The organism is Bradyrhizobium sp. RDI18 (assembly GCF_043203335.1).
Classification (GTDB): Bacteria; Pseudomonadota; Alphaproteobacteria; order Rhizobiales; family Xanthobacteraceae; genus Bradyrhizobium; species Bradyrhizobium retamae.
In genome coordinates, this window is the sequence record NZ_JBICRN010000008.1 from 3,862,128 (window position 1) to 3,888,521 (window position 26,394).

General features: G+C 62.7%; 26 protein-coding genes and 2 pseudogenes. 18 read left to right on the plus strand and 10 right to left on the minus strand.

The genetic code is table 11. The features are described from left to right. Window positions 1-57 precede the first annotated feature (57 nt). Window positions 58-411 carry a hypothetical protein gene (locus tag ACFXS9_RS27650; protein ID WP_392694193.1) on the plus strand — a complete coding sequence of 118 codons (354 nt, stop codon included), beginning with the start codon at window positions 58-60 and terminating at the stop codon, window positions 409-411. A gap of 192 nt (window positions 412-603) precedes the next feature. After that, the gene (locus ACFXS9_RS27655) at window positions 604-732 is read left to right on the plus strand and encodes a hypothetical protein (RefSeq protein WP_392694196.1); all 129 of its coding nucleotides are present in this window, start codon (window positions 604-606) and stop codon (window positions 730-732) included. Window positions 733-854: 122 nt separating this feature from the next. Here ACFXS9_RS27655 and ACFXS9_RS27660 read toward each other — a convergent pair. Both ACFXS9_RS27660 and ACFXS9_RS27665 read right to left on the minus strand, forming a co-directional pair. Continuing rightward, window positions 855-2,479, minus strand: a pseudogene (locus ACFXS9_RS27660) (hypothetical protein). A 37-nt stretch (window positions 2,480-2,516) separates the two neighbouring features. Further along, the gene (locus ACFXS9_RS27665; protein WP_392694199.1) at window positions 2,517-3,809 is read right to left on the minus strand and encodes an adenylosuccinate synthase; all 1,293 of its coding nucleotides are present in this window, start codon (window positions 3,807-3,809) and stop codon (window positions 2,517-2,519) included. 291 nt (window positions 3,810-4,100) lie between these two features. Here ACFXS9_RS27665 and ybaK point away from each other — a divergent pair, with 291 nt between their 5' ends. Continuing rightward, window positions 4,101-4,574, plus strand: a complete 474-nt coding sequence (gene ybaK, locus ACFXS9_RS27670) for a Cys-tRNA(Pro) deacylase (RefSeq protein WP_392694201.1) — start codon at window positions 4,101-4,103, stop codon at window positions 4,572-4,574. A gap of 24 nt (window positions 4,575-4,598) precedes the next feature. Here ybaK and ACFXS9_RS27675 read toward each other — a convergent pair whose 3' ends face one another. Further along, window positions 4,599-4,790: a hypothetical protein gene (locus ACFXS9_RS27675; RefSeq protein ID WP_392694203.1), complete on the minus strand. Its 192-nt coding sequence runs from the start codon at window positions 4,788-4,790 to the stop codon at window positions 4,599-4,601. A gap of 359 nt (window positions 4,791-5,149) precedes the next feature. Between ACFXS9_RS27675 and ACFXS9_RS27680 the strand changes: the two genes are divergently transcribed. The 6 genes from ACFXS9_RS27680 (at window position 5,150) to ACFXS9_RS27705 (ending at window position 10,363) form a co-directional block, all read left to right on the plus strand. Next, complete coding sequence (locus ACFXS9_RS27680; RefSeq protein ID WP_392694206.1) at window positions 5,150-6,079, plus strand: DMT family transporter; 930 nt, start codon at window positions 5,150-5,152, stop codon at window positions 6,077-6,079. 278 nt (window positions 6,080-6,357) lie between these two features. Then, the gene (locus ACFXS9_RS27685) at window positions 6,358-7,011 is read left to right on the plus strand and encodes a glycerophosphodiester phosphodiesterase (protein ID WP_392694209.1); all 654 of its coding nucleotides are present in this window, start codon (window positions 6,358-6,360) and stop codon (window positions 7,009-7,011) included. Window positions 7,012-7,287: 276 nt separating this feature from the next. Further along, on the plus strand, window positions 7,288-8,103 hold the full coding sequence (locus tag ACFXS9_RS27690) for an MlaD family protein (protein WP_392694212.1): 816 nt from the start codon (window positions 7,288-7,290) through the stop codon (window positions 8,101-8,103). 104 nt (window positions 8,104-8,207) lie between these two features. After that, window positions 8,208-9,362, plus strand: coding sequence for an alpha-hydroxy acid oxidase (locus ACFXS9_RS27695; protein ID WP_392700043.1), 1,155 nt, complete (start codon window positions 8,208-8,210; stop codon window positions 9,360-9,362). Window positions 9,363-9,595: 233 nt separating this feature from the next. After that, entirely contained in the window at window positions 9,596-9,733 is a 138-nt protein-coding gene (locus ACFXS9_RS27700; protein ID WP_392694215.1) for a hypothetical protein, read from the plus strand. Between the two features lie 441 nt (window positions 9,734-10,174). After that, window positions 10,175-10,363 carry a hypothetical protein gene (locus ACFXS9_RS27705; RefSeq protein WP_392694218.1) on the plus strand — a complete coding sequence of 63 codons (189 nt, stop codon included), beginning with the start codon at window positions 10,175-10,177 and terminating at the stop codon, window positions 10,361-10,363. 190 nt (window positions 10,364-10,553) lie between these two features. Here the strand turns inward: ACFXS9_RS27705 and ACFXS9_RS27710 are convergent, their stop codons facing one another. Then, entirely contained in the window at window positions 10,554-11,756 is a 1,203-nt protein-coding gene (locus ACFXS9_RS27710; RefSeq protein WP_392700045.1) for an alpha/beta hydrolase family esterase, read from the minus strand. A 5-nt stretch (window positions 11,757-11,761) separates the two neighbouring features. Next, the gene (locus tag ACFXS9_RS27715; RefSeq protein ID WP_392694220.1) at window positions 11,762-12,181 is read right to left on the minus strand and encodes a CopG family transcriptional regulator; all 420 of its coding nucleotides are present in this window, start codon (window positions 12,179-12,181) and stop codon (window positions 11,762-11,764) included. 119 nt (window positions 12,182-12,300) lie between these two features. On the opposite strand from ACFXS9_RS27715, the gene ACFXS9_RS27720 reads away from it, so the two are divergent. Further along, on the plus strand, window positions 12,301-13,200 hold the full coding sequence (locus tag ACFXS9_RS27720) for an alpha/beta fold hydrolase (RefSeq protein ID WP_392694223.1): 900 nt from the start codon (window positions 12,301-12,303) through the stop codon (window positions 13,198-13,200). Window positions 13,201-13,434: 234 nt separating this feature from the next. On the opposite strand, the gene ACFXS9_RS27725 is transcribed toward ACFXS9_RS27720, so the two are convergent. From ACFXS9_RS27725 to ACFXS9_RS27740, 4 genes and pseudogenes are all read right to left on the minus strand, one after another. After that, window positions 13,435-13,662, minus strand: a complete 228-nt coding sequence (locus ACFXS9_RS27725; protein ID WP_392694226.1) for a hypothetical protein — start codon at window positions 13,660-13,662, stop codon at window positions 13,435-13,437. 290 nt (window positions 13,663-13,952) lie between these two features. Continuing rightward, window positions 13,953-14,543 (minus strand): amino acid synthesis family protein, encoded by a 591-nt coding sequence (locus ACFXS9_RS27730; protein ID WP_392694228.1) that lies wholly within the window; start codon window positions 14,541-14,543, stop codon window positions 13,953-13,955. Next, window positions 14,543-15,410: pseudogene (locus ACFXS9_RS27735) on the minus strand (fumarylacetoacetate hydrolase family protein). The gene ACFXS9_RS27730 and the pseudogene ACFXS9_RS27735 overlap by 1 nt, the downstream one beginning before the upstream one ends. A gap of 161 nt (window positions 15,411-15,571) precedes the next feature. After that, entirely contained in the window at window positions 15,572-16,273 is a 702-nt protein-coding gene (locus tag ACFXS9_RS27740) for a GntR family transcriptional regulator (protein WP_392694231.1), read from the minus strand. A 97-nt stretch (window positions 16,274-16,370) separates the two neighbouring features. On the opposite strand from ACFXS9_RS27740, the gene ACFXS9_RS27745 reads away from it, so the two are divergent. The 6 genes from ACFXS9_RS27745 (at window position 16,371) to ACFXS9_RS27770 (ending at window position 21,794) form a co-directional block, all read left to right on the plus strand. Further along, window positions 16,371-17,381, plus strand: coding sequence for a zinc-dependent alcohol dehydrogenase family protein (locus ACFXS9_RS27745; protein ID WP_392694233.1), 1,011 nt, complete (start codon window positions 16,371-16,373; stop codon window positions 17,379-17,381). Window positions 17,382-17,433: 52 nt separating this feature from the next. Further along, the gene (locus tag ACFXS9_RS27750; RefSeq protein WP_392694235.1) at window positions 17,434-18,342 is read left to right on the plus strand and encodes a VOC family protein; all 909 of its coding nucleotides are present in this window, start codon (window positions 17,434-17,436) and stop codon (window positions 18,340-18,342) included. 65 nt (window positions 18,343-18,407) lie between these two features. After that, window positions 18,408-19,238: a tripartite tricarboxylate transporter substrate-binding protein gene (locus ACFXS9_RS27755; RefSeq protein WP_392694237.1), complete on the plus strand. Its 831-nt coding sequence runs from the start codon at window positions 18,408-18,410 to the stop codon at window positions 19,236-19,238. 26 nt (window positions 19,239-19,264) lie between these two features. Then, window positions 19,265-19,417 carry a hypothetical protein gene (locus ACFXS9_RS27760; RefSeq protein WP_392694240.1) on the plus strand — a complete coding sequence of 51 codons (153 nt, stop codon included), beginning with the start codon at window positions 19,265-19,267 and terminating at the stop codon, window positions 19,415-19,417. Window positions 19,418-19,670: 253 nt separating this feature from the next. Continuing rightward, window positions 19,671-20,606: a DMT family transporter gene (locus tag ACFXS9_RS27765; RefSeq protein WP_392694243.1), complete on the plus strand. Its 936-nt coding sequence runs from the start codon at window positions 19,671-19,673 to the stop codon at window positions 20,604-20,606. Window positions 20,607-20,867: 261 nt separating this feature from the next. Then, complete coding sequence (locus ACFXS9_RS27770) at window positions 20,868-21,794, plus strand: Bug family tripartite tricarboxylate transporter substrate binding protein (RefSeq protein WP_392700047.1); 927 nt, start codon at window positions 20,868-20,870, stop codon at window positions 21,792-21,794. A gap of 158 nt (window positions 21,795-21,952) precedes the next feature. On the opposite strand, the gene ACFXS9_RS27775 is transcribed toward ACFXS9_RS27770, so the two are convergent. Then, window positions 21,953-23,638 (minus strand): methyl-accepting chemotaxis protein, encoded by a 1,686-nt coding sequence (locus ACFXS9_RS27775; protein ID WP_392694245.1) that lies wholly within the window; start codon window positions 23,636-23,638, stop codon window positions 21,953-21,955. A 254-nt stretch (window positions 23,639-23,892) separates the two neighbouring features. Between ACFXS9_RS27775 and ACFXS9_RS27780 the strand changes: the two genes are divergently transcribed. Continuing rightward, the gene (locus tag ACFXS9_RS27780; protein WP_065743479.1) at window positions 23,893-24,936 is read left to right on the plus strand and encodes a C-terminal binding protein; all 1,044 of its coding nucleotides are present in this window, start codon (window positions 23,893-23,895) and stop codon (window positions 24,934-24,936) included. 75 nt (window positions 24,937-25,011) lie between these two features. Beyond that, window positions 25,012-26,358, plus strand: a complete 1,347-nt coding sequence (locus ACFXS9_RS27785) for an ABC transporter substrate-binding protein (protein ID WP_392694248.1) — start codon at window positions 25,012-25,014, stop codon at window positions 26,356-26,358. The last annotated feature ends 36 nt before the right edge of the window (window positions 26,359-26,394 follow it).

Here is a 26,394-nt window from a genome sequence, read left to right on the forward strand (position 1 = left end):
TTGGGGCCCAAGCAGCATCGGCTCTGGCAGACCTCACCGGGATAACCGAAGTCGTGGTTGCCGTTCGCCGGCCTGTTCGATCACGACGGCGTCCGGAAGACCCGCATCTGTTCCTTCTCCGGAACCATCAGGCTGGACACACAACAAGCGCAGCGCAAAACCGAGTCGTTCTCGCTTTCGCGCTTCGCTCGACGTGGCGCGCACGCAACAGTCTTGAGAAGTGTTGGCGTGAGCCATTGCAGCTTCGCAGCGAGCCATTGCAGCTTCGCGGCATTGGCGCATAATTCGCTTGGGGCCGCGCAGCACTTTTTCGATTCGGACATCGGCAGAAATCGAGCAACCACACCGGGTGAGTTCCCGGTGATGGACGACGTGTGCGGCAGCGCAAACCGCGTGCAGCGCCCCCAATGAAGAGCGGCCAGCACCGCACGCAACCCTGCACGCAACCCTTGGGGAACGGCTCAATGACTATCCATCGTACAAGCAAGATCGCGCTTCTCTTCGCCATCGCCTTTGCGGCGACCGCACTTTCCGCACGCCCAAGCCTCGCCTTCTCGGAGGCGCAGCAGATGTGCACCGGCGATGCCATGCGGCTATGCGGCCATGAAGTCCCTAACGTCCAGCGAGATCACCGCCTGCATGGTCAGGAACCGCGCGCATGTCAGCCCGGGCTGCCGCGCCGTGATGGAGCGCGAAGGCGCCGCACGGCGACGAGCCGCCGCCTCCCAGTGACCGGTCGCTTCAGTTGACGACGAATGCAAAACGGCCTCAGCGGGAGCAATGCTGAGGCCGTATCACGTTGGAATCTTCGGCTACGCCGCGACGATCGATTTCCTGGCGAGATCACCTCGAGCTCAGGAGCGCATCTTGAGCTCGCAACAGCTACTCCCCCACAGCGCGAAGGCGTCGTTGAACGCGCGTTCGCCCGGTGAGCCCTTTTCGATCGCGATGATGGCGCGGCGCTGGTTGACGTAGACCAGCGGCACGTCGAACCAGGAGCGCTCCTTGAGGAGCTGCAAGTTGCGGGCGCGGTCGGAATCGACATTGGAGAGGCCGACCAGGAAGAAGCCGTCGGTCACTTTCACGGCGAGACCAGCCAGCGGCGTGCCGCGCGCCTGCTCGTTGGACTTCATCAAAATGCCCGGCACGTTGCCGACGCCGCCGCCGGAAAAATCCTGCGGCAGGATGAAGGTCAATTCCGCGGTGTGGCTCGCCGGCAGCGAGGTATCGGTGTTACGGCGGAACGACATCGTCATCTTGAACTTGCGGTCGGGAATCTCGATGTCGGCGCGCACGGCAACGTCCGGCTTCTGATTGCCGGTCGCCTTGATCGGTTCGGTGCGCCAGATCACCGAGCCGACATATTGCTTGCCCTTGGGATCGGACGGATCCTCGTCATACAGCACGACGCGCTGCGCCACGGGTGCCACGTTCTCGCTCGACGACGGCTGGCCAACGCGGTCGGAATCTTCGGGCGCGACTGCGGCGCGGCCGGATCCTTCGGCGCTTCCACCACAGATGAGGATTTGAACAGGCCGCTCACGGCTGTCACGACCGACTTGCCCCAGAGGATGCCGGCGCCGACCAGAATGAGCACGATGCCGACCGCAATGGCGCTCTTGAACGGAAATGCCGCGCCTGCGCGCTTCTTCGGCGGCTCGCGGTCGCGGTCCTGCGACAGCCGCGGACGGTCGCGCAGCGGCGGCGGCGCGTAGCGGTCGGCTTCCGCCTGCGATTCGTCATACGAATACGGCACCTCGGGATCGGCGCCGCGGTCTTCCATGCTCGGCTCAAGCCGGTCGAATTCCGGCGAGGGCGACGGCACGTTGGCATAGGTCTTCCGCGCGTTGCGGTTGGCTTGCGCCGCGGCACGGCCAAGATCGTCGGCGTCGGCTGCGATGTCGCGGAAGCCGCGCATGCCGGGCGGCTGTGGTGGCGTCGGCGGACCACCATTGTCCGGGCCGCGACGGGGGCCGCGCTCGCGAGGCGGCGGTGGCGGCAGGCCAGCATCCTGCGTCGGAATCTGCGGCGGCTGCGGGCGCGGCGCGCCGGGCGGTGGCGCATCGGCGCGCAGATTGCGCGGCGGGCGTGGCTCCTCGCCAAGCGGTGGACGGCCATCGCGCGAGGGGCCTTGAGAAGGCGGACGCGGGCGCGGCGTACCCGGCGGCGCGGCAGCCGCTTCCGGTGGGCGGGCATTGGCGCGGCGGAAGGCATCGCCGCCGCGCGCAGCCGCGCCACCGCCGGGCCGCGAAGCCTCGCGGGCGCGCTGGGCGGCTTCCGATTCGACCTTGCGCACGGCCTCTTCCAGCGACAGCCGCTCGCGGGTGATTTCGGATTCGGAAAGCGGCGGCTGAACGCTGCGCAACTGCGCAATCAGCGCGGTGCGCGCCCGCTCATAGAGCGCACGGCGGCTCTCACCTGGAGCATTGGGGTCCAGGCCGGCGATAGCGCGTGCGATCAGCGGGTAATAATCAGCCATTTCTCTTCAATACTGCAGCCCCGGCGGTAACATCCCGTTAAGCCTCAAACGGGTTCTGCACCAGGATAGTATCCTCGCGTTCGGGGCTGGTGGAAAGCAATGCGATCGGACAACCCACGAGTTCCTCTACCCGGCGGACATATTTAATGGCCTGGGCCGGCAGATCCGCCCAGGAGCGGGCATTGGCGGTCGGCTCTTTCCAGCCCTCGATGGTTTCGTAGACCGGCACCACCCGGGCCTGGGCGCCCTCGCCCGCCGGCAGATGGTCGATTTCCTTGCCGTCCAGCATATAGCCGGTGCAGACCTCGATGGTGTCGAAGCCGTCGAGAATATCGAGCTTTGTAAGCGCCAGACCCGTGATGCCGCAAGTGCGGACTGTCTGCCGCACCAGGGCGGCGTCGAACCAGCCGCAGCGGCGCGGGCGGCCGGTATTGGTGCCGAACTCGCGGCCCCGCTCGCCGATCTTGCGGCCGATCTCGTTGTCCTGCTCGGTCGGGAACGGGCCCTGGCCGACGCGGGTCGTATAGGCCTTGCAGATGCCGAGCACGTAGCCGACCGCACTCGCGCCCATGCCGGTGCCGGTCGCCGCTTGCGCCGCCACCGTGTTGGACGAGGTGACGTAGGGATAGGTGCCGTGATCGACATCGAGCAGCGCACCCTGCGCGCCTTCAAACAGGATGCGCTTGCCCTCGCGACGCTTGAGATCCAGCAGCCGCCACACCGTCTCCGCATAGGGCAACAGCTTGGGCGCCAGCGCAGTAAGCTCTTTCAGAATGCCGTTGCCGTCGATCTCCTCGAGATTGAGCCCGCGGCGCAGCGCGTTGTGATGCGCCAGCAGCCGGTCGATCTTGTGCGGCAGCGTGTCGAGGTCGGCCAAGTCCATCAGGCGAATCGCGCGGCGGCCGACCTTGTCCTCATAGGCCGGGCCGATGCCGCGGCGCGTGGTACCGATCGCGGTGGCCGTGTTGGCGGATTCGCGGAGCGCATCGAGCTCGCGGTGCAGCGGCAGGATCAACGTGACGTTCTCGGCAATGCGCAGGTTTTCCGGACCGACGGCGACGCCCTGGCCCCTCAGCCGCACCACCTCGTCGAGGAAGGCTTGCGGATCGAACACCACGCCATTGCCGATCACGGCAAGCTTCGACGGCCGCAGCACGCCGGACGGCAGCAGCGCGAGCTTGTAGGTCTCGCCATTGATGACGAGCGTGTGACCGGCATTATGGCCGCCCTGGAAGCGCACGACGATATCGGCCTGCTCCGACAACCAGTCGACGATCTTGCCCTTCCCCTCGTCGCCCCACTGGGCGCCGACGACGACAACATTGGCCATTTTTAAGGTGTTCCCTGCAAATCTCTTGGTTCCAGCATGATTTCACCGGCGAACCGGTACTTGTGTTTCCGGACCATGCTCTAAGCTCACCCAGCCAAAAATCACGGCCGGGGCCGCTCGCGTGCAGGGCGCCCCACCGGATAAAGGAAGCGGCCGATCTAGGCAAGCAAGAAGGCGGCTTTAAGGGGGCCTTAGAAGGGCTCCAACCCATTGATATCCCCGTAAAATCCTGGGCCTCCCGGCCTGGCACGGGCGAGAAAGGCATTAATGTTCGGCAATGATGGAATGGCCATGTCCAAAACCACCCGTGCGACGCTAGCACTGGAAAAACTCGGCGTGAAATTCGCCCTGCACGCTTACGACTACGACCCCGATGCAGCGAGCATCGGGCTGCAGGCGGCGAAAGCGCTCGGCGTGCTGCCCGCGCGCGTGCTGAAGACACTGATGGCCGAGGTCGACGGCAAGCCGGTCTGCGCCGTGGTGCCGTCGGACTGCGAGGTCAGCATGAAAAAGCTCGCGACCGCGTTCGGCGCCAAGGCGGCGAAGATGATGCGGCCGGCGGATGCCGAACGGCTGACCGGTTATCATGTCGGCGGCATCTCGCCGTTCGGACAGAAGAAGCGCGTGCCGGTCGCGATCGAAGAAGCCGCGCTCGGCCATACCAGCGTATTCCTCAATGGCGGCCAGCGCGGCCTGCAGGTCGAACTCGATCCCAACGACGCCGTGAAGGCTGCGGGCGCAATCGCGCGCGCGCTCGTGGCGTGAGCGGCCTTCGCCGCGGCGGGGGCCCTATTTGGTGAGTTTGGGCTGCGTCTGCGCCCACAGCATCGCCTCGATGATGGCCTGGCGCAGTTTCGGGCGCTGCTCTTCATCGCATTCGATGAACGCCAGAATGGAATTGGCGCGAACGGCAAACTGGTGACGTGTTTCGGCTTCGGCTTCTTCGGCCGACATCGGCTTGTTCAAGGAATGACCCATCATCTGCAATCTGCAAAAATTCGATGTCACGGACAGACGAAACGCTTGAGAGCGGAATAGCCTGCAAACCGCGGTCCCAACGATCGAACGAACGCTTAATACTGGAAGCAGCCCGGAATAACTCACTGCATGCGCCCCCGAAAAACAAACCAAGGTTGGGTCACATGAATCAATCGTCCTTTGATTGCATATTTGCCTGCCCGCTGGCAACCCCGAACAGCCAGCAAGACGCGCTGCATGGTCGCGATGCATCTGCACCATTGATGGGCGGCGCAAATCGGTGTCTGTGACCGGGGCCGGGCCACATTCCGGCCCGGCGTCGATCGCCGGGCGGGCCGCAGCACCATGAACCGGTCCTTCGAATGTCGGCTACCGAACAGACTTCACCCGCACGATCCGGGAACTGGCTCGCCAATCAGCCTTATCTGCTGCTCAGCATCACCGCGCTGTGCTGGGCCGGCAACGCCATCGTCGGGCGGCTGGCCGCCGGCCACATTCCGCCGGTGACACTGTCGTTCCTGCGCTGGTCGTTCGCGTTCCTGATCATCCTGCCGTTTGCCTGGAAGCATCTCGTCAAGGACTGGGCTGCGATCCGCGGCCGGCTCGGCATCATGGTCGTGCTCTCGATCACCGGCATCGGCGCCTTCAACACGCTGCAATACTGGGCGCTCGAGCACACCCAGGCGCTGAACACGCTGTTGTTGCAGTCGGCGGGACCGCTGGTGGTCGCGGTGTGGTCGCTCGTGCTGCTCGGCGTGCGGCTGACGCTGGCGCAGGCGGCCGGCGTCCTGCTCTCGATGGCCGGCGTGCTGGTGATCATCCTGCACGGCGATCTCACAACGCTGTCGAAGATCGACTTCAATGTCGGCGACCTGATTTTCCTGGTCGCGCTCGCGATCTTCGGGGTCTATTCGGTGCTGTCGCTGAAGCGCCCCGACATTCATGGTCTGTCGTTCGTCGCCTTCACCTTCGGGGCCGGCGCGGCCTGTCTGATTCCGTTGTTCATCTGGGAATTGTTCGCGCGGCCGCTGATGCAGATCGACGCGGCGAACCTCTTGACGCTCGCCTACGTCGCCCTGTTCCCCTCGACGATCGCCTATCTCTGCTTCAATCGCGGCGTGCAGATGATCGGCGCCAACCGCGCAGCTCCATTCTTTCACGTGGTACCGGTGTTCGGCACCGTCATGTCGATCATCTTCCTCGGCGAGCATCCGCAGGCGTTCCACTTCATCGGCTTTGCGCTCGTGCTGACGGGGGTGTTTGTCGCGTCACGAAAGCCTCAAACTGCCTAGAACGTGCACTACGGCCGACACACGTCTTGAGCGCAGGTGGATGCCCGCAAATGACCCGAATGCGAAGTCCGGTGGGCTCTGAGATTGTCGGCTTGTAGGGGTAGGCCGGAAGCGACTGTCCGACTTTCCGAACGGCGCTTTTGCCCCAAAGCCGGCTGTTTCGGTGACGTCGCCTCTTGGCCCGACGCCAATCATGGGTCAACGTCGGGGCCGCGGATTGACATTTCTCTCTGCGGGGAGATTGCATGGCGCGCGCAGCTTGCTGTACGGACCTCGTCATGAAGCTTATTGCGCACCGTGGATGGTCCGCGGGTCCGGGTGAGAACTCGCTCGCGGCGTTCGCACGTGCCGCCCGTGACGGCAGAATATCTGGCGTCGAATTCGACGTCTGCCTTGCAGCGGATTCCGACACATTGGTGGTGTCACACGACCCGCCGCCTCATGTCGAGAATGCGCTTACCCTCGATGCGGCACTGTCGCTTCTTTCACCAACTGACCTTGACCTGTTTGTGGAGGTGAAGGAGACGGGACTTGCCTCTAGAGTCATCGAGAGGCTGGTTGCCAGCAACGTAGCCCGTCGCTCAGTCGTATTTGCCTTTGCCGCCGTCGCAAGATCCTTTCCGTGGGAGGGTGCGCGACCGGTGCGCCTGGGCATCATCGTTAAATACCCGTGGAACCTGAATCGTGCGGTGCGCAGGTATGCGCCGGATGTCCTCCTGCTCGGCTGGGACGCGCGCGCTTGGACGCGAGTCGCTTTTCGCGCCTGGTGGTCCGTTTTTTCACTTGAGCAGCTTGCGCGACGCCACCACGTGCCGGTTGTGGTAGGAATCGTGCAACGCATGGACGACCTTCATTGGCTCTCGCGGCAGCGCCTCTACGGGGTGGTTGCCGACATCGGTCGCACTATCGGCCGCAGCGCCAGACCTGATTAGGCCGGCGTTCGTCGCCCGTGAACCATTCGAAAGCGGCTGACAAATCGGCCTGATCTGGCGTGGGAAACCGGCTCTTCCGGTAACGTCGTCTTCTGGCCCCAAGCCCGACATGCCGGCAGGCTGTGCCAATGTCTGCTCCCGAGGGAAAGGCGGAATCGCAACCCTGTATCGGTACAGCCGATTTATGGGCACACGTCGCAGTTCCGGGTGGTTCGCGGCGGTGACTTGGCGTCATAAAACCGTTATCTGTTTGGCCCGCTTCGTTTAGGCATTTCGATGAAAGTCCGCGCCAGCAATCTGATGATCGGCACCCTGACCCTGGCCCTGATCGCCGGGTCGCTCGGTGCGTGGCTCAGCTATCAGAGGCTCGCCGGGATCAAGCAGAAGGTGCCGTTCCGCGTGATCTTCGAAGGCTCGGCCTCCGGCCTGCGCAACGGCGGCAGCGTGAATTTCGCCGGCATCCGGATCGGCGAAGTGGTGTCGCTGAAGCTCGACCATCCGCGCCGCGTGGTCGCGCTCACCATGATCGACGGCAATACACCGGTGAAGAGCGACACCCAGGTCGGCCTCGAATTTCAGGGACTGACGGGAATCGCCGCGATCTCGTTCACCGGCGGCTCCGATGAGGCGCCGCCGCCGTCCAAGGGCGCGGACGGCATTCCGGAGCTCACCGCCGATCCGGAAGGAACGCTCAACACCCAGGAAAAAATCCGCGTGGCGCTGCGCAACGTCGACCGCGTGGTTGCCGACAACGAAGTGGCGATCAAGGATACCTTGCGGAATTTCGAGACGTTCACCGCCTCGCTTTCACATAATGGCGCAAAGATCACGTCCATCATCGCGACCGCCGAATCCGGCATCGGCGCAGTCGACGGCGCAATGGACAAGACCAGGGATTTCCTCGGCAGCCTCGCCAGCGACAAATATGGCGGCGAACTGCTGCCTACCGTGATTTCGCTGCGCGAGCTGATCGAAAGTTTCGACAAGAAGTCCGGGCGGGTGATCGCCGAGACGCGAAAAATGCTCGGCGACGTCAGCGAATCCGTCAACAAGGCCGGCCAGAAATTTGGCGGGCCGCCTCCTCGCCGCTAAGCTGCCGTTCGCATAACAACCAAAAAATGGAACGCCCCGACGTGCTCGACAAATCCGCAAGCTTGACTGCGCCGCCTCCGACCGTGACCCGCACCGGGAGCGCAGTGCCGCGGGCTTTGCAAAAATATCTTTCGCTCGACGATTTCGAACCCGTGGCGCGGCGGCGCATTCCAAAATTTCTCTACGGCTATATTTCCGGTGGCGCCGAGACCGATGCCGCGCTGCGCGACAACCGCAAAGCCTTCGACGAATACGGTTTCGTGCCGCGCGTGCTGAACGACGTCTCCGGCCGCGACCAGACCACGACGCTGTTCGGCAAGGCCTACGCGGCGCCGTTCGGCATTCCGCCGATGGGCTCTTCGGCGCTATGCGCCTACCGCGGCGACATCGTGCTGACGCAGGCCGCCAGGTGCGAGAACGTTCCGATGATCTTGAGCGCCTCCTCGCTGATCACGCTGGAGGATGTCCGCGCCGCCAATCAGGCCGCGTGGTATCAGGCCTATCTCGCCGGCTTGCCCGAGCGGATCGAGCCGCTGGTCGATCGCGTGGCGGCGGCCGGCTACGACACCTTCGTCGTCACCGCCGACGTGCCGGTGCCGCCGAACCGCGAGAACAACATCCGCAATGGTTTTCAGGTGCCACTTGCGATCACGCCGCGCGTGTTCTGGGACACGGTCACGCATCCGCACTGGCTGTTCGGCACTTGGGCGCGCACCGTGATGAACCACGGCATGCCGCATTTCGAGAACATGGACGCGCAGCGCGGCCCGCCGGTGCTGGCGAAAAACCTGATGCGCAACATCGGCGCCCGCGACCAGCTCGCCTGGAAGCATGTCGAATTGATCCGCAAGAAGTGGAAGGGCAAGCTCGTCATCAAGGGCCTGGTCTCGCCGGCCGATGCTAGAATCGCGCGCGAGAGCGGCGTCGACGGCGTGATGCTCTCCAACCATGGCGGCCGCCAGCTCGATTACACGATCTCCGGCCTGCGCACGCTGCCGGAGATCGCGGCTGAAGCCAAGGGCATGACGATCATGGTCGATGGCGGCATCCGCCGCGGCACCGACGTGATCAAGGCGCTCGCGCTCGGCGCCCATTTCGTCTGGGTCGGCCGCCCCTTCCTCTATGCCGCGATCGCCGGCGGCCAAGCCGGCGTGCAGCGCGCGATCCGGCTTCTGAAAGCCGAGATCGACCGCGACCTCGCGCTATTGGGCATCCGCTCGATCAGCGAGATCACGCCGGATCTGGTGCGGAAATTCTAGCCCGATTCTGATTAAAGGGCGTGAATAACCCATAAATTCAGACTGGTCAGTGGACGTCCGCTTAGGCGCGCAGTCCGGACTCAAGTCAGACATCGCCGGGTCCGGAAAGTGCCCGGAAGCAGACCTAGCGCTCTCGCACATTCGCTATGGGTCGAGCGCAGGCTGCGGCAAATGCCGGCCCAGTCGACATCGAGCCGGAGCACAAACCGGCCCGGCTACTCTGGCTCAGAGCCATGGACACCGAAGCGGCGCGAGCGCTACCGGAAGCCGAGGCCAGGCAAGAAGAAGATTATGACGCTTTCCGTGATCACACGCGCGGCGCGGAACGGTCGAATTTAGCGCAGAGCGCATTAGGCGATCCGCAGCAATAATATAAGTGCCGATTATCTTCTTTGGAACGGCCGATCGCGAGACGCGTTTCGCGGGATAGCTCGGTGCTGTTCCCACAGACAACTCCATACCCATGGGGATGAAGGGGGCAAGACTGCAGATGACACCCTCGTCCCAAACCGACGCGGAGAGGTTCCGTAAGGAAGCTGAGGAATGCCGTGAGCTGGCGGAGAAGGCCATGAGCCCTCTGGATAAGGAGGCTTGGGTGCGCCTTGCGGAGGATTGGCTGAAGCTTGCGCAAGAGGCGGAACGGGGCACCAGGTTTGGACGGACGAGATGATCCGGCTTACGTCACGGACAAGGCGGGCTTTACACGTTAACATTTGATTTGGTGGACGACGGTCTCTTCTCGATAAGATCGAGATCGAGGCGACGATTTCTTACGACTGGCCAGCAAGGACCTGTCGTCAGGAGAAATCGCGATGACCGTCAAAGAGCTCATAATTCGACTGCAGGCGCTTCCCAACCAGGATGCGCTTGTAATTTTTGCTAGCGGCAATGCAAACGAGTGGCTGGTAGCCACTGGCGTCGTTGAACGCGGTATTTCACCGTCACCTGCAAACCCGGATTTTGTCGTACCAGGCAACGATCCTGGCGTGGAGATCATCTAGCCGCTTCTCCTTCCAATAAAACACGGAAGAGGCAGCCCTGAGTACTCGGCCACCGAGGTCCAGCTAACAAGTCCAACCACACCGCTAAGTCCTGTAACACTGTCTGCTCTGAGTATGTCCGCTTTGCCTCAATGAGCTGACATTGTTGGCTCGACCCGTCATTTCCGAAAGTGCCGCGAGCGGGCTGACCCTAACCTGATTGCTGTGGGAGCGAATGCTCGAGGAAAAAACGCAGCATTTCCCTTGCTGCGTCCGGTCCTTTCGGATCAGTGTAGGAGCCGACAGGGTTGCCTCCGGACCATGCGTGACCAGCTCCGTGGATATCCCAATGCTCCAATATTCCGCGCCCATTCGCGTCGCTAAGGATCGTGCGGGTATAGGCATGCCCTCCAGGTACCTGGCCACGAACAACCTTCTTTTGCAGGTTCATCGCTTTCGCAGACTGTGCAAGAATTTGATCGCTGTTGTTGGGATGCACGGTAGTGTCGCAATCGCCGTGAAAAACAATGGTTGGGACGGGTGGCCTGTCACATAAAGTAACCCTATGACTGGCTCCGCCACCTTGTCGCATGGCGACCAACGCAGATGGAAGATCAATAGCGGCCCCGCAGGCAAGGCCTGAATGTACGCCGATCGCTGCGTACAGATCCTTATAGGTATTTCCCATGATCGCAGCAGCGGCAGCTCCGGCCGATAGTCCACCAACATAGACACGATTTGGATCGATCGAAAAGTCGTGCATGACTTGGCGAGTGATGCCCGCGATAAGCGAGGGTTCACCTTTGCCCCGCTGCTGGTCGGCTGGGCGAAACCAGTTCCAGCATTTCGCCTGGTTTGCCTCGCTGCGCTGGGCCGGATAGACCACAAAGCAAGATTGTTCTTCAGCGATGAAGTTCATCCTCGTACCAGCGGCGAAATCGTCTGGGAATTGAGTGCAGCCGTGTAGCATCACGATCAAAGGAAGCGATTGGTCCTGATAGCGGCTGGGGATGAAAAGCTTGTAGGCACGGCTTCCCGCCGGATTGCTGTAGGTTCCTTCGATGAACCTTGTTCCGTCAGGCACGATATCTAACGGGGAAAGCGGCTTGCGCTCAATCACAGCTCGCAAGTTGAACCCAGGGCGCTGCCTTGTGCGATCGAGAAACTCGCGGAGCATGCGAGGTTCAGCGGATGGAGGCCGCGCCAAGTCTGGGCTATCGTTCTCCTCAATAGCATTGGCCTTCGCGTCAATGATTGACGGCTCTTGTCCAATAAGTGCGGGCTGACCGGTGCGCGATGTTGGCTCTGGCGCGCTTTCGCCGCGCAGCATCCGTTGCAGCAGCGCCGTGGCCTCGACGAGTCGGCCAGCGCGCGTGAGGCGTGTGGCTTCTCCAACCATGTCCTGTCTGAGCATCGCGTTCACCGCGTTCTATCGGCGAGGGCGGCCTTGACCGCCGGACTGGCCTGCAAAGCGCCCAGCACGCAGACCGATGCAATCGCGGCGCGAGCAAGCTCGGGCGTGACATCTTGAGCGATGCTGGCAAGGCCCAAAACGTTGATGTGCAGCATTTCCCCCACTCGCTGCGCCGCTTCGAGATCCGCTCGGCTGAAGTGCCTCAGACCCAGATCCAGACTTTTTCGGGTCGTTGACTGTTTGACGACGTCCGCGTGACGTTCCAGCTGGTTGCGGATTGCCGTTCGAATGAAATCGGTACGGTTCGAGTAGAAACCTTCCTGAACCATCAGGTCGACCTGACCAAGATCGACATAGCCGAGATTGATCGTGATTTTTTCGCTTTCCGGGGGCTTTGGCCGGAGTTCGCGGACGTTGCTCGTCATGGCCTGGCTCCATCCTTGTGCCATCTGTCTGGATGGTATATGGATGCTAGGGCGGCCTGTCAACGGGACGGAACGCTGGTGGGTTCTCGAATTTGAAGTGCATCCCGGGGCGCGAGACGATGTTTCCGATTTTTTCGGTTAGCGACGCCTTTAGAAGGGCAGTTGGCGAAATGCTGGAAAGTGCGGGCTACGGGCCGCATGAAACGGCATGGGACCGCGTTGCGCATCCCGATTTCCGACTGCGCCGCTACGCACAGTCGGCGGCGAACCCTTCGTCAGCCTTGATTGTACCCGCCCCGATCAAGCGGGCCTACATATTCGACCTCTTGCCGGACGTGAGCGTGGTGCGGCGTCTCATCCAGGCGGGATCTGCCGTCTACCTGTACGAATGGCCAGAGGAACAGGATGGCAAGTCGGACCTTGAATCCAGCATACGCTCACTCAGCCTTGCAGCTGAAATGATCGCGACCGAGCATCGCGGCCCATCCATCCTCGTTGGGCACTCTCTTGGTGGGACCCTTGCCGCGATCACCTCGGCTATTGAGCCGCACCTGGTCAGCAAACTCGTGCTTGTTGAAGCTCCCCTAAAATTCGGCGAACAGACCGGAGCGCTAGGGCCGATTGTGCTGTCTTCGCCAACAGCGCCGCTCGGTGCTGTTCCGGGAAGTCTGCTCGATCTGGCGAGCGTTGTCGCGGCACCGGAAGAATTCGTTATCGGGCGTTATAGCGATAGCTGCACCAGCTTGCTGGATCCGGAAGCGCTGGCAATCCATGTTGCCGTCATTCGTTGGAGTCTGGACGAGTTCGCGCCCAGCGGCCAACTGATCCGAGATGTAATCCAGCTGCTCTACCGTGAAGACCGATCTCGCGCGCAACGAGCTTCATTTGCTTGGGCGGGATGCCCGATCCGACTCGCTGGCCAAAATACCTGTCGCGGCAATTGTCGATCATGCAAGCCGAGTGGTCCCATCCTTGTCCGTTTTAGGAGCGTTGAAGAACCCTTCGATATTTTCGTATGAGCGAGAAATCGGAGTGGCGCTTCAGCACGTGGGACCACTTGTGGGCAGGCAGGCGCATCGAAAAATCTGGCCTAAGGTAATTGATTGGATGCGCGGGCCGACCTAAGGGCAAATTGTCGATTGCCGCTTTGCTTCGACAGCGGACGTCGCTCAGGATCAACGTCAGGTCGGCTTGGTGCCAGTAGTGGACTTGAAGGCCCGCAACCTCGATGTCCGCGATGGGGTGCAATACTCTCAATCGCGCGTTTGCTCGCGCTGGCGTTGAAAAACAAAGAACATCATGCCGTTCACAACAAAAACACCGCAGATAACGAAGGCCGCGTATTCACCGGGAAGCTGAAAAAACATCATAACGAAGGTTAGGGCGATTGCCCATGCGCCGTTAATCATGCTTGGCTTGAACAGCGCTCCATGAGTTGGGACACCCGCGAACCAGTCGCTCAAGAAGTACCACAGACTCATACGGCCCTCATTCTGGCAAGCTACAACGGATGGACCCGCTTCCGTAAGTCTAATGAAACTAAGCGTGCATTAACCGGGCCGCACAACCCGCCAACTCAACATGGGTCACGTTGTCGCTGGCGGTTGCGGCCTTCATTCGGCTCTGATTTCGCGCGGGCCAACGTCTGGTTTGGGTCATTCGCGTCGATTTTGGCGATCCGCAACATGTCCGGTCAGTAGGCAATCTCAGCAATTCTGGCTGTCCGGTTTTATCGGTTGAAGGCATCGGTTTGGGCGAGAAAACGCTGCGCTCACCGCTGCCCGTCGTGCACCGAAATCTGATCCACCGAGAGCCCACCGATGCGCGCGTGCGTCCGGCCGCCGGTCGCCATCACCAGTCCAAACACGATCTCGTCGCGCCGCGGCGCGTCCCAGATCGTCATCTCGGCGGTGCCGAAATGGCTGCGGACGTAAGCCGCCTCGATATGGCCGAGCGGGACCATCAGCCGCGCGCCAATCGCGCCGACGGTCTTGGCGGCGGGCACGATCGCCTTGGCCTGCGCGATCACTTCGCGGATCGCAGCGCCACCCGCCTCGTGCCAGACCGCGCCGTGCTCGAGCTCGCCGTCGCCGCCGACGATCGCACCCTTGCCATAGGCTTCGACAACGTCCTTGCCGCCCAGCCGCTCGCACAACGTCCGCGCCAGTTGCCGGCCGAGATCGCGCAAGCCGGCCTGAAACGGCATCAGGTCCGGCTCGTAGCGGCCGGCATGGGGATTGTTGATCACGGCAAGCGCGGTGCCGATCAATAGCGGCTGTGTCCGGCGCGGCCCGCGCTCGTGCCAGACTTCTTCGATCGAGACTTGCGTCTTCCTGATGTCGTAGACTGTCCTTTGGGCCATCACCGCGCGGCCTCATCGATCACGGGGTTACGCAGCACGCCGATCTTCTCCACCTCGACCTCGACGACGTCGCCGGGCACCAGGAACATCGGCGGCTTGCGCGTAAAACCGACACCAGCCGGGGTACCAGTGGCGATGACGTCGCCCGGCATCAGATCGAAGATTTCGGAGGCGTAGTTGATCAGCCGCGGAATCGAGAAGATCAGGAACGAGGTGTCGGACTTCTGTACCGTCTTGCCGTTGATGCGGGTCTCGAGCTTCAGCTTGGTCGGATCGGGCAATTCGTCCGTCGTCACCATCCACGGCCCGAACGGCCCGGTGCCGACAAAATTCTTGCCGGCCGCGATCTGTTGCGCATGCATCTGATAGTCGCGGACGCTGACGTCGTTGTAGATCGAATAGCCGGCGACATGGGCCATGGCGTCGGCCTCCGAGATATAGCGGCCGGGCTTGCCGATGATGACGGCGAGCTCGCCCTCCCAATCGAGATGCGTCGACACTTTCGGCCGGATCACCGGCGCGTCGTGCCCGACCTGAGAACGCCACACCCGCAGGAAGATCGGCGGAAACGCCGTGATCTCACGCTTCATGCCGTGGGCCACCGCCTCTTGATGATGGTCGAGATAGTTGCGCACGGCACAGACGATCTTTTTCGGGACGCGGGATCACCGGAAGGTATTTGACGTCGGCGAGCTTCAGGTCGGGCTTGTGGCCGGCCACGAGACGATCGCGCTTCTCGAAATCGGGGCTTGCGATGAAGTCCTGCAGCGTGGCGTGGGGCAGCTTGCTGCCGAGGTCGACCACGCCATCGGCGACGATCGCTCCCCAGGTCTCCCTGCCATTGTTCAGAAATGAAAGCAGCCGCATGGGACGTGTATCCTTCTCGGTTGGGACAGGCTGATTGACTGGAATTTCGTCAGGAGCGACTATTTTCGAAAATCTTGCCGAACGCAACCAAAATCCGCTGCCTGGGCGGCATCCACCGAGAACTTTATGAGGGAAGGCCGCTGCCAACCGGCCGCAGGCGATCAGCCGGCGCTGATCACGCCGGAAGCGTATTTTGCGACGTTGTTGGAGGTGGTCTGGATGTGGCTGGCGATCAGATTGCACGCCTGATCGGCGTTGCGCCCGATCGCGGCCTGCATCAGCGCGCGATGCTCGCCGGCCTTGTCGCGCGGGTGCGGCCGGAACATGGCCGACAGATTACGGTAGCGCTCGGCGCGGTCGAACAGCGAGTTTCGTACAGCAAGCAGCGTCGGCGATCCCGATGCCGAGACCAGCGCCTCATGGAACTGGCGGTGCGCCGCCTTCCATTCGGTATTGCTTGCGTAATCTTCCGGCGCCCGCTCCTCGATCCTGGCGAGCCGGTGAAGTGACGAGATAACCCTTATTTCCCAGTCGTCGTCGCCCTTCTCGATCGAGCGTCGCATCAGATCGACCTCGATCAGGATGCGGGCATGCGTCAGGTCGTGCAGGTCCTCGAGCGTCACCGGCGCGACCTTGTAGCCGCGCTGCTCCTCGGCGACGACAAGCCCCTCCGCCGCCAGCGACGTCAAGGCCTCGCGCAGCGTCGTGAAGCTGGCGCCGAACGACAGGCGCAGCGCATCGAACTTCAGCGATTCATTCGGCTTGAGCTGGCAGGTGACGATCTCGTTTCGCAGCCGGTGTGCAATGTCGGAGGCGAGCGTCTTGCCGAATTCCTTGCGCGCCTTGAGGGCTGTCGTTGTCATTGATTCTCTCGCGACCCCGAAGCCCGCGATCCTAATCAAAAAGAATCCCGTTGCAATGATTTTCGTAATGAGACATATTTTCGAAAATAGGTAAAAATTGAGGAGCCGCTCGGATGAAGGCTGTACTGGTGCATCGCCCTGGAGGTCGGAGGCGCTCGACTATGTCGAGGTGCCGATGCCGGCGCTGGGCGAGCGGGACGTTCTGATCCGCGCCCAAGCCTTCGGCGTCGGCCAGCCCGACAAGCTGATCCGCAGCGGCGTCTACAAATGGATGCCGCCGCTGCCGGCCAATCCCGGCAATGATGTCGCCGGAATCCTGGAAGCCGTGGGTGCGCAGGTGAGCGGGCTAGCCGTCGGCCAGCGGGTGCTCCTGAGTGCGCGCGACCTCGCCCAGCGTGGCGGCTGCTACGCCGAATATGTTGCAGCGCCTGCGGACGCGGTGCATGTACTGCCCGAGAACGTCGCGTTCGAGGAGGCAGTGTGCCTGCCGAACTACCAGGTCGCCTGGGCACTGCTGCACAATTGCGGCTCCGCTACGCCGCCCCACTCGGCCCTCGTCATCGGCGCGGCCGGCGGGGTCGGCACGTCGCTGGTGCAACTCGCAAAACTCGCTGGGATGAAGGTGATCGGCACCGTCTCCACGCCGGAGAAGGCCACCTTCGCGCGAAAGATGGGGGCGGACGAGATCATCCATTATCGCGACGAGGACGTGGTCGCCCGCACCCGTGCGCTGACCGGCGGACGCGGCGTCAGTCTCGTCCTCGATCACGTCTGCGGCCCCGAATTCTATTCCTATCTCGGCGCGCTCGATAAATGGGGCACCATCGTCTCCTACAACGCGTTTGCCGGACTGCCGACGGAAAACCTGATGGGCGAGATGCGGAAATATCTCGACATCTGCCCGGCGATCCGCTGCTTTTCCTTTCACATCTACGATAACGACCGCGCGGGTCGGCGCGACATCATGCGAAAGGTGATCGGCTATCTCGCCGATGGCGCGATCTGCCCGTCGATTTTCAAGCGCCTCAAGCTCTCCGAAGTTCGCGCCGCGCATGAACTGCTCGATTCCGGTGCGGCGTTCGGCAAGATCGTGATGACCCCGGATTGAGCTGAATGCCCGCACAGCCCAAACATTCTGCCTGAATTCAAGAGGTCACGAGATGATCAAGGTCAAGCGGCTGCGCCACGTCACTTTCACCAGTCCGAACATCGAGGCGCAGCTCGACTACTACCAGTCCATCATCGGGCTCGGCATCATCCAGCGCAGCGACGGCCGGATCCTGCTCGGCACCGAGTCCGACGAGCTGACACTGGTTCTCGAACGCGGCGCGGCCTCGCAATTGACTTCCATCGCCTATGAAGTTGCGCCCAACCTCGATCCGGCTGACCTGCAGAAATCGCTGGCAAACCTCGGCATCAAATCGGAGATCAGGAGCGACACCGCGCCGGGAATAGCGAAGGCACTCGTCTTCGACGATCCGGACGGACACCGGATCGAAGTGTTTTCCAGATGGGAGTTCTGCAAGGCCGTCGAGCCGATCCGCGGTCTTGCCGTCGCCAAGCTTGGCCACGTCGCGCTCCATACGCCCGATCCCGAGCGAACAGCCAAATTCTTCGGCGACGTTCTCGGCTTCCGCATCTCCGACCGCATCGAGGAAAATTTCGTCTTCATGCGCTGCGGCCCCGAACATCATGCGATGAATTTTGCCCGCGGTACCGACGGCCGTCTGCATCATCTCGCCTTCGAGCTGCGCGACGCCTCACACATGCATCAGGCCTGCGACCTCCTCGGCCGCAACGAGTTTCAGATTCTCTGGGGACCGGTGCGGCATGGACCCGGCCACAACGTGGCGGTCTACCATTACAACCCCGATGGTTACTTGATCGAGCTCTATTACAGCATGGATCTGATGCTCGACGAAGAGCTCGGCTATTTCGAGCCGCGTCCCTGGCACCACGATCGTCCGCAGCGGCCGAAGACCTGGATCGGGTTGCCGCGCGACGTCTGGGGCGTCGGCCCGGCCAAGGAGGCGAGCGAATTTTCTCCGGCGATGCGCGGCGTGAAGTAATCGCGCACGCCGCCACCAGCCGGAACTGACATTCAAAAAAGCAAAACACCAGGGGTGAAACACAAATGGCTCGATCGTTGAACGTCCTGCGCGGACGGTTGCTTGCCCTGCGCTGCTGCATCGCTGCCGCAGCGCTTAGCCTCACCTGCCTGGCGCCTTCCATTGCTGCCGCGCAGACGTATCCCAACCGGCCGATCCGGCTGCTGCACGGCTTTGCGGCGGGCGGCGCCGCCGACACCATGGCGCGCATCGTCTCGGACGGACTTTCCAAGCGCCTGGGGCAGGCGGTGGTGGTGGAAGCCAAGCCTGGCGCCGGCGGCAATCTCGCTGCGGACGCGGTCGCCAAATCCGCGCCGGATGGCTACACGATCGGCCTCGTCACGGGCGCACATGCGATCTCGGGCGCGCTGTACAAGCAGCTCGCCTATAGCCCGATCGACAGTTTCGATATGTTGTCGACGATGGTCTACTACGCGCTGGTGATTGCGGTTCGCGCCGACCATCAGGCGAAGACACTGGCGGACCTGATTGCGATGGCGAAAGCCAAGCCCGATGCCCTGAGCTACGGCTCGGTCGGTTTCGGCAGCACGCATCATCTCGCGGGCGAGCTGTTGAACGTCACCGCCGGCACCAAGATGGTGCACGTCCCCTATCGCGGCGATTCACTAACCGTCACCTCGCTGCTCGCCGGAGATGTTCCCGTGATCGTCGGGACAACCGTGCTGCTCGCAGGCCAGATCGAAAGCGGCGCCATTCGCGGCCTCGCCGTCACCTCGCCCGCGCGCACCAAATTGCTGCCGAACGTGCCTTCCGTACAGGAAGCCGGCGTTGCGGGCTTCGACGTTCGCACCTGGGCCGGGCTGGTGGCTCCAAGGGCACGCCGCCCGATATCGTGAAGCGGCTGAACACGGAGATCCAGTCGATGCTGGCCGACCCCGCAACGAAGACGGCGCTGGAGACGGCAACCGGCGGCGAGGTCCGCGGCAGCACGCCGGAGCAAATGCGCGCGCTGATCACGTCGGAGATCGACAAGTGGTCGAAGGTCATCAGCGACGCAGGTATCCCGCGCATTTGAGGGGATTGCGCCGGGGTTGGCGGAAAGCTCTGAGGCACCGCGCTCTCAACGACAAAACTGTCGTCACCCGCGAAAGCGGGTGATCCAGTACCCCAGAGACGTTCGCAGTCAATCGAGAAGCCGCAGCGTACTGGATACCCCGCTTTCGCGGAGTATGACAGCGGGGTGCTTCCTGCAGTGCCGGTCGCATTGTAGCATTGCGCGTGCGGGACTTGTCGTGCGGCGGAATTTTCGCCCTACTCGCCTCGCGACCATGACCAAGCCCGCACCAGTGCCGCCTGCCTTCCATCCGGTCCGGTGGCTGAACAACCAGCCCTATCTGCTATTGAGCCTGACTTCGCTGTTCTGGGCCGGCAACATCGTGCTGGCGCGCCATGTCGCCGGGCACGTACCGCCGTTGACGCTGTCCTGCGTCCGCTGGATCGGCACCTTTCTGATCCTGCTGCCGTTCGCCTGGCCTCATTTGAAGCGGGACTGGGCGGTGCTGCGCGCGCATCTGCCGATGATGCTGTTCCTGTCGCTGGTCGGATTTGCCTACAACAATGCGATCTCCTACTGGGCCCTGCAATATACCGAGGCGCTGAACGCGCTATTGATCCAGTCGGCGGGGCCGTTGTTTGTTGCGCTGTGGTCGCTGGCGCTGTTCGGCGTCCGCCTGACCGGTGCGCAGCTTGCCGGCATCACTATCTCGCTTGCCGGCGTCCTGACCATCATCCTGCGCGGCGATTTCGGCGCGCTCGCCGGCATCAGCTTCAACCGCGGCGACCTGATGTTTGCGAGCTCGCTGGTGTCGTTCGGATTGTATTCGGCGCTGATCCCGCGCCGCCCGGTGACGCACGCGCTATCGCTGATTTCATTCACCACCTGCTGCGGCGCGCTGATGCTGGTGCCGTTCTCGATCTGGGAATTCTCGACCGGCGCGACGCTGAAATTCGACATGATCTCGATGGCGACGCTCGGCTATGCCGTGATCTTTCCCTCGACGCTGGCGTACCTGTTCTTCAACCGCGGGCTGGCGCTGATCGGGCCCAATCGTGCCGCGCCGTTCTTCCACCTGGTGCCGGTGTTCGGCTCGGCGATGGCGATCCTGCTGCTCGGCGAGCAGTTGCGGTTATTCCATCTCGTGGGCTATGCGCTGGTGCTGGCCGGCGTGGTGATCGCTTCAAGGCGGGCTTCGGCAAAGGCATGAACTCTCGTGTCCCGGACGCGGTGCAGCGCTACGTCAGCGCTGCTCCGCAGAGCCGGGACCGAGCGCAATGGGCCCCGGTTCAGCGTCGCATCATTTTATGATGCGCCGTGCCCGGGGCACGCGTGACGTGTTATCGGCTTCCACTTTCGATCCCGGCAGGCTAGCTTGCCGGCCATTTCAACAGAAGAACAAACCCGAGGAAACAACTATATGTTCGCGTTATTGAAGCGGTATCGGCCTGTCGCCGCAGCGGCTCCCCTGATGCTGGCGATGATCGCCACGGCTGCCGCGCAGGCCCCGTACCCGAACCGCAACATCACGCTGGTGCTGCCGTTCGCGGCCGGCAGCGGCACCGATACCACCACGCGCATCATTTCGAAGGAGCTCGGCACCGCGCTTGGGGTCGGGATCGTGATCGAAAACAAGCCGGGCGCCAACGGCTCGCTCGCGGCAAGCCAGGTGGCCCGCTCCGCGCCGGACGGCTACACGCTGATGGTGTCGACCAACACACCGCATTCGGCGAATCCCTATTTGATGAAGAACATGACTTACGACCCGGTGAAGGACTTTACGCCGATCGCGCGCAGCGGCGACCTCCCGTTCATGTTGGTGATCCACCCGGATATTCCGGCGAACTCGGTGGCCGAACTGATTGCGTTGGCGAAGAAGGAGCCGGGCAAGTATTCCTATGCCAGCGGCAGCTCGGCTGCGATCGTCTCCGGCGCAACGTTTGCCCGCCTCGCCGGCATTGATTTGCTTCACGTTCCCTACAAGAGCTCACCGCCCGCCTTGACCGACCTGATCGCCGGCCGCGTCTCCATGATGTTCATCGACGTCCCGACGGGCCTGCCGCACGTTAACGCCAAGGCGCTGAAGGCGCTGGCGGTCACCACCAAGCAGCGCTCGGCATTGTTGCCCGATCTCCCGACCATGAACGACACGGTAAAGGGTTTCGACATCACCTCGTGGCAAGGCTATTTCGGCCCGGCGAACATGCCGAAGGATGTCGTCACCAGGCTAAACGCGGAGATCCGCAAGGTCGTCGAGCGGCCCGACATCAAGAGCCAGCTCGCCGAGCGCGGCATGGAAGCATTCTCCGGAACGCCGGAAGAGTTCGACGCCTTCGTGAAGGAGCAGCTCAAGGTGTGGGAGAAGCTGATTGAGGGCGCGGGAATCGAGAAGCAGTAAAGGCGAACTCGCCGTCATTGCGGTTCTCGTGTTCCGGACGCGGTGCAGCACCTCTTGGTGATGCACCGCAGAGCCGGGACCCACGGCGCGATGGACCCCGGATCAGCAGCGCATCACTTCGTGCTGCGCAGCGTCCGGGGAACGCGATCGTGTGAAATCTACGCCACGCGCACCTTGCCCAAGAACTCGTCCACTGCGCTGCGCAGCATGCCGGACTGGGTGTCGAGTTCACGGGCGCTCGCCAGCACTTCGGATGCTGCCTTGCCGGTTGCGGCCGCAGCGGTGCTGACGCCGCCGATATGGGCCGAGATCTCGTTCGATCCGGCCGCCACCGACTGAATGTTGCGGGCGATTTCGCGGGTGGCGCCGCCCTGCTGCTCGACGGCGGTCGAGATCGAGACGGTGATCTCGCTCATCTGCGCAATGGTTTCGGTGATGCCGCCGATCGAGGCCACGGCCTCGCTGGTGGACGCCTGCATGGCCGCGACCTGCGAGGAGATTTCCTCGGTCGCCTTCGCAGTCTGGTTGGCGAGCGCCTTCACTTCCGACGCCACCACCGCAAAGCCGCGCCCGGAATCGCCGGCGCGCGCCGCTTCGATGGTGGCGTTCAGCGCGAGCAGGTTGGTTTGGGCTGCGATCGAGTGGATCAGCTTGACCACCTCGCCGATCTTCTCGGCGCCGGTCGAGAGCGCGCCGACGGTGGCGTTGGTACGCTCGGCGTCGCTGACCGCCTTGGCGGCGATCTCGCTGGAGCGCGTCACCTGCCGGGAAATCTCGGTAACCGAACTGGAGAGCTCTTCGGCGGCGGATGCCACCGTGCCGACATTGTCGGACGAACGCTGCGACGCCGCGCCGACGGTCGCCGCGCGTGCGCTGGCGTCGCTCGCGGTCGTGGTCATGGATTGCGCCGTGCTCTGCATGCCGGCGGCCGCCGTCGAAACCGAGCGGACGATGCCGGTCACGCTGCGTTCGAAGTCGCTGGCGATACTTTCCATCGCCGCCCGCCGTTCGGCCTCGGCGCGCGCCTGCACCACAGCTTCTTTCTGCTCGAGCCCGCGGATGCGCACCGCATTGTCCTTGAAGATCTGCACGGTCGCGGCCATCGCGCCGATCTCGTCGCCGCGGCCGATGCCGGGAATTTCACCGTCGAGCCGGCCCTCGGCGAGGTCCTGCATGCGGGCGCCAAGCTGACCGAGCGGCTTCGAGATACTTCGGCCGATCATCCAGGCAATGCTGCCGGCAACCAGCGCGATGCCGAGAATGGCAAGCCCGAGCACTGCCGCGATCGGCTTCATCTTGGCGTCGAGGTCGTCGAGATAGGCGCCGGTGCCGACGAACATGTTCCAGCCCGGGATCGGAACCGCGTAGGAGAATTTGCGGATCAACTCGTCTTGTCCGGGTTTGCGGAATTCATAGCGCAGCATGATTTCGCCGTTCGCCGCGATGCCGTCGCGTAGCTCACGCACCAGCTTTCGGCCACCGGTGTCGATGTCCATGCGGTTCTGGCCGATCTGGCTGGGAACCGGGGCCAGCACGGCGACGCCATCCATCGTGTAGGCGAACACGTAGCCGTTGCCGTTGTCGAAGGTCAGCGTATTGCCGCGCTTGCTGAACTCGGCAATCGCGGCCTCCTTGGTCATCTGGCCGGCGGCAACCTGCTTCTGCAGGCCGAGTGCCATGTTGCGCGCCATGTCGACGATCGCCTTGGTCTGCTCGATCCGCGCATTGAGCATCTCACGCTGCATCAAATAGCCCGCGAGCACACCGGCGACGCAGAGGCCGAGCAGGGTCACGCCCACCAAAATGCCGAGCTTGGGTGTGATCTTGAGATTGGTCAGCTTCACGGGGATCTCCGGAAATAGGCGCGTGGCACGCGATTGGCCGATTGATTCGGCGCACAATATCGTGAGACCCTTTAGCGCTTTGTTACGAAGGCCAGCGGAAATCCCGCAGAAAACCGTGCTGCCGATCCAGCAGCAACCGACGATTGTAGCAGAAGCAAGTCAAGTCGCGTAAAAGGTGAAAAGTACGTCAACGATGAAAGTGGCGGCGCCCGCCGCCTCAAACCAACACCGAAAAATAAAATCGGGAGCAGGAAATGCCGAAATTCAGGGTGGTGACGCCGAAGGGCGCGAGCTTCACGGTCGCCGGCGGCGGCTATGACTATGAGAAGGAAGCGCTCGATCCGATCGGGGCGGAAATCATCGAGGCGCCGGCCAACGAGGCGGAATTCATCGCCGCCGCAAAAACCGCAGACGCGATCTACGCCAAGGGCATGCCGATTACCAAAGCCGTCATCGACGCGCTCGAAAATTGCAAGGTGATCACGCTCGGCAGCGTCGGCGTCGACAGCGTCGACGTCAAGGCCGCCACCGCTCGCGGCATTCCTGTCACCAACATTCCCGACACCTTCATCGAGGAGGTCGCCGACCACGCCATGATGCTGCTGCTGGCGGGCTTTCGGCGGCTGGTCGAGCAGGACAAGATGGCGCGCACCGGCCGCTGGTCCGAGGGCCGGCCTGCGCTGTTGAAGATCCCCCGGCTGATGGGCCAGACGCTCGGCTTCATCTCGTTCGGCCGTGTGGCGCGCGCCGTTGCCAAGCGCGCCGCGCCCTTCGGCCTGCGCATGATGGCCTATGACCCGTTCATCCAGGAAACGCTGATGTACGACCACGGCGTGATCCCGGCGACGCTGTCCGAGGTGCTGTCGCAGTCGGACTTCGTCTCAATGCATGCGCCGGCCCGGCCGGAGGTGCACCACATGCTGACCGAGAAGCATTTCCGCCAGATGAAAAATTCTGCCATCTTCATCAATACCGGCCGCGGCGCCACGGTGGACGAGGAAGCGCTGATCAAGGCGTTGCAGGAGGGCTGGATCGCGCACGCCGCCCTCGACGTGCTGGAAAAGGAGCCGCCGTCGCACAACAATCCGATACTTTCGATGGAAAACGTCACCCTGACCGCCCATGTGGCGTCGGCCTCGGCACGTTTTGACGAGGCGCGCAAGCGCCGCGTGGGCTACGAATTGTCACTGGTCCTTTCCGGCATGTGGCCGGTAAGCTGTGTCAATCCGTCGGTGCTGCAAAACACCTCGCTCCGCCGCTGGCAACCCGTCAGCATGGATCGCGGCCCGAACAGCTAGCGCCGGCAAAGAAGCGTTTCGAACGACAGGGTTCACCGGCGATTCAACGCCAGGAACCGATACAGGGAGAGCACCATGAGGAACGACATCACCCGTCGCGATGCGTTGGCTTTGGGCGCCTCGGCAGCGGCTCTGGCCGTGACCGGCGCTTCGGCGCAGACTACATCGCCAATCAAAGCCGCTGACGTCCCGCCCCCCAAGTTCGCAATCGAAAAAGGCGCATCCCTGCGCATGCTGCGCCCGGTGCGCTTCGTGCAAGCCGACGAGGACGTGTTCCGCGCCAACGCGGCCAAGTTCACCAAGGACACCGGCATCGAGGTCAAGGTCGACTTCGTCGGCTGGGAAGACATCAGCCAGCAGACTGCGGTGACCTCGAATTCCGGCGCCGGCCCGGATATCATCATCGGCTTCTCCGATGCGCCGCACATCTATGTCGACAAGCTGGTCGAACTGAACGACGTCGCCGATTATCTCGGCAAGCGCTACGGCGGCTGGCTGCCGCTGGCGCAGACGTACGGCAAGCGCAGCAAGAGCGACAAATGGATCGGATTGCCGTTCGGCGCCACCGCCGGCCCGCTGATCTACCGCAAATCGGTGCTGCAATCGATCGGCTACGATAAGGTGCCAGAAGACCATGCCGGAATTCTCGACCTGTGCCGCAAGCTGCAGAAGGCCGGCAAGCCGGCCGGCTTCGCGCTGGGCAATGCCAAGGGCGACGGCAACGGTTTTGCCAACTGGGCGCTGTGGTCGCACAACGCTTCGCTGCTCGATGAAGAGGGTAATATCATCATCAACAGCAAGGAGACCATCGAAGCGCTGAAGTGGGTCAAGGAGCTGTACCCAACCTTCATCGCCGGCACATCGTCGTGGAACGACGTTAGCAACAACCGCGCCTACTCCTCGCAGGAAATATCGCTGACCGCCAACGGCGTCTCGCTGTACTTCTCGCTGAAGAACGATCCGGCGACCAAGGCGATTGCCGAGGACAGCGAGCATCAACTGCTGCCGAAGGGCCTCGCCAAGGTCTCGCCGATGGCCGGCCTGACGCTGAACGCGATGCTGTTCAAGCACAGCGCCTATCCCAATGCCGCAAAGGCGTTCCTGCAATTCATGATGGAAAAGGAACAGTACGAGCCGTGGCTCAACGCCAACTCCGGCTACTGGTCGCAGCCGCTTGCCGCCTATACCGACGCCGCGGTCTGGTCCAGCGATCCCAAGGTCTCGATCTTCAAAAACACCATGCAGAGCACCTACTACGATGGCTACAAGGGGCCGATTTCGACCGCAACCGGTGCGGTCAGCGCCGACTACGTGCTGATTCAGATGTGCGCCGCGGTCGCGACAGGTGCCCAGACGCCGGAGGCCGCCGCCGCGGAGGCGGAGCAGCGTGCGAAGCGGTACTTCCGGCGCCAGGGGCGGTAAGCCGCAGAACCGTGGATCCTGATTAACCGTCATTGC

Bases quoted from the DNA above. Each gene is read 5' to 3' on its own strand.
- ACFXS9_RS27655 (WP_392694196.1), top strand. From the start codon at position 604: ATGAAGTCCCTAACGTCCAGCGAGATCACCGCCTGCATGGTCAGGAAC.
- ACFXS9_RS27665 (WP_392694199.1), bottom strand. From the start codon at position 3,809: ATGGCCAATGTTGTCGTCGTCGGCGCCCAGTGGGGCGACGAGGGGAAG.
- ybaK (WP_392694201.1), top strand. From the start codon at position 4,101: ATGTCCAAAACCACCCGTGCGACGCTAGCACTGGAAAAACTCGGCGTG.
- ACFXS9_RS27675 (WP_392694203.1), bottom strand. From the start codon at position 4,790: ATGATGGGTCATTCCTTGAACAAGCCGATGTCGGCCGAAGAAGCCGAA.
- ACFXS9_RS27680 (WP_392694206.1), top strand. From the start codon at position 5,150: ATGTCGGCTACCGAACAGACTTCACCCGCACGATCCGGGAACTGGCTC.
- ACFXS9_RS27685 (WP_392694209.1), top strand. From the start codon at position 6,358: ATGAAGCTTATTGCGCACCGTGGATGGTCCGCGGGTCCGGGTGAGAAC.
- ACFXS9_RS27690 (WP_392694212.1), top strand. From the start codon at position 7,288: ATGAAAGTCCGCGCCAGCAATCTGATGATCGGCACCCTGACCCTGGCC.
- ACFXS9_RS27700 (WP_392694215.1), top strand. From the start codon at position 9,596: ATGGACACCGAAGCGGCGCGAGCGCTACCGGAAGCCGAGGCCAGGCAA.
- ACFXS9_RS27705 (WP_392694218.1), top strand. From the start codon at position 10,175: ATGACCGTCAAAGAGCTCATAATTCGACTGCAGGCGCTTCCCAACCAG.
- ACFXS9_RS27710 (WP_392700045.1), bottom strand. From the start codon at position 11,756: ATGCTCAGACAGGACATGGTTGGAGAAGCCACACGCCTCACGCGCGCT.
- ACFXS9_RS27715 (WP_392694220.1), bottom strand. From the start codon at position 12,181: ATGACGAGCAACGTCCGCGAACTCCGGCCAAAGCCCCCGGAAAGCGAA.
- ACFXS9_RS27720 (WP_392694223.1), top strand. From the start codon at position 12,301: ATGTTTCCGATTTTTTCGGTTAGCGACGCCTTTAGAAGGGCAGTTGGC.
- ACFXS9_RS27725 (WP_392694226.1), bottom strand. From the start codon at position 13,662: ATGAGTCTGTGGTACTTCTTGAGCGACTGGTTCGCGGGTGTCCCAACT.
- ACFXS9_RS27730 (WP_392694228.1), bottom strand. From the start codon at position 14,543: ATGGCCCAAAGGACAGTCTACGACATCAGGAAGACGCAAGTCTCGATC.
- ACFXS9_RS27740 (WP_392694231.1), bottom strand. From the start codon at position 16,273: ATGACAACGACAGCCCTCAAGGCGCGCAAGGAATTCGGCAAGACGCTC.
- ACFXS9_RS27750 (WP_392694235.1), top strand. From the start codon at position 17,434: ATGATCAAGGTCAAGCGGCTGCGCCACGTCACTTTCACCAGTCCGAAC.
- ACFXS9_RS27755 (WP_392694237.1), top strand. From the start codon at position 18,408: ATGGCTCGATCGTTGAACGTCCTGCGCGGACGGTTGCTTGCCCTGCGC.
- ACFXS9_RS27760 (WP_392694240.1), top strand. From the start codon at position 19,265: ATGCTGGCCGACCCCGCAACGAAGACGGCGCTGGAGACGGCAACCGGC.
- ACFXS9_RS27765 (WP_392694243.1), top strand. From the start codon at position 19,671: ATGACCAAGCCCGCACCAGTGCCGCCTGCCTTCCATCCGGTCCGGTGG.
- ACFXS9_RS27770 (WP_392700047.1), top strand. From the start codon at position 20,868: ATGCTGGCGATGATCGCCACGGCTGCCGCGCAGGCCCCGTACCCGAAC.
- ACFXS9_RS27780 (WP_065743479.1), top strand. From the start codon at position 23,893: ATGCCGAAATTCAGGGTGGTGACGCCGAAGGGCGCGAGCTTCACGGTC.
- ACFXS9_RS27785 (WP_392694248.1), top strand. From the start codon at position 25,012: ATGAGGAACGACATCACCCGTCGCGATGCGTTGGCTTTGGGCGCCTCG.